The 1,305-nt window shown below is 37.5% G+C and carries 3 protein-coding genes; all 3 read right to left on the bottom strand.

Annotated features, from left to right (window positions below; all coding sequences use genetic code 11):
* Window positions 1–712 (bottom strand): hypothetical protein (locus DBR11_RS26000; protein WP_108555483.1); only part of this gene is annotated, 712 nt, incomplete at its 3' end.
* Between the two features lie 100 nt (window positions 713–812).
* On the bottom strand, window positions 813–1,037 hold the full coding sequence (locus DBR11_RS26005) for a CDGSH iron-sulfur domain-containing protein (RefSeq protein ID WP_108555484.1): 225 nt from the start codon (window positions 1,035–1,037) through the stop codon (window positions 813–815).
* A 139-nt stretch (window positions 1,038–1,176) separates the two neighbouring features.
* On the bottom strand, window positions 1,177–1,305 hold a 129-nt coding region (locus tag DBR11_RS26010; RefSeq protein WP_108555485.1), incomplete at its 5' end, for a cold-shock protein.

The raw sequence follows: 1,305 nt of genomic DNA on the forward strand, positions 1-1,305 counted from the left end.
CATATAGGCAATAATTACATCGATGTCTGATTCCGATATAAGATATGTTATTATACAATCCCGGGGTCGGATCAATCCAATCCTGGCGGATAATGTATAAACCTTTTCGGGTAGCAGCAAAAGTAGCCTCGCCATTTTCATTTGTGGTAAGTTCTTTCTCCCAATTATCCGGATTAAAGACCCGTAATTTAATGCCTGATATTTCTTTCCCGTTTTTAAATGCTTTAACAACGGTTAGAGCTCCCTTTGCATAGGTAGTGATATCTAAAAACTGGATCGGTTTTGAAATGGAAGAACTACTCTCAACAGGATAGGCTGCACAGAGGTAATCTATAGGACGAACGTTTTTTCCACCGGTTTTTGAACGGTCAACTACCGGTAACACATCATTACTTGCCAAAATCTGATATGTACCTTTTTTAGCTGGAGTAAATACAGCCTCCCAGCAATCAGAAAGGGGACGTAAAGGAAGGCTGGTGATCTTTCCTTCTTCATCAATGATCCGGACCTTAAAATCTCCTGAAAAGGGAAGTTCTTCTCCTCTTTCCTTGCGTCTGACACTATATTCATCGATTTCCCCATAGCAGATTTGTATACGTACAGGCTGGTGTATTTTTCCAGAACCTTTAATATCCATCCAGTAGCCATGTGCTCTGCTCAATAAAGGCAGAGTAAGCAGGACAAGCAGGCTATAAAGTATCTTTTGCTTCATGAAACAAAGGTACATAACGAGCATAGAATTTTTGCTTTCAGGAGAATTTAGTTCCTACAAAAAAGCCGCTGAATTATTCCTGCGGCTTTCATTTAAATTTTTAGATTTTTTTTGGTGGAAGATCAAATGCGATGGCCTCATGTTCAAAATGTCCATTGTGCGCGCCATCACAAAACGGCTTATTTTTTGAAAGACCGCAACGGCAAATAGACAAAACGGTTCTGCCCTCAAGTCCATATGTATTTCCGTTTCTATCTACGATCTCAAAATCGCCTTCTATTTTCACTGATCCGTTATTGTTAATGGTTAGTTTTGTTTTTGACATGTGTGCTATTTATTTAGCTGCAAAACTAAAACAATCATGCGGTGTATTCGAAATGGATTACAATTTAGAAACATTCCTTAAAACAAAAAAAAAGCATCCATAATCATGGATGCTTTTTTCGATTTATAAAATAAGTTGATTAAGCAATCTTAACATTGATTGCGTTTAATCCTTTTTTACCTTGCTCTACATCGTAGCTAACAGAATCATTTTCACGAATGTTATCTATTAAGCCTGAAGAATGAACGAAGATTTCGCTATCACCATT

Source organism: Pedobacter sp. HMWF019 (genome assembly GCF_003061025.1).
Lineage (GTDB): Bacteria > Bacteroidota > Bacteroidia > Sphingobacteriales > Sphingobacteriaceae > Pedobacter.

Excerpts from the sequence above, each read along its gene's own strand:
- DBR11_RS26005 (WP_108555484.1), bottom strand. The coding sequence starts at position 1,037 with ATGTCAAAAACAAAACTAACCATTAACAATAACGGATCAGTGAAAATA.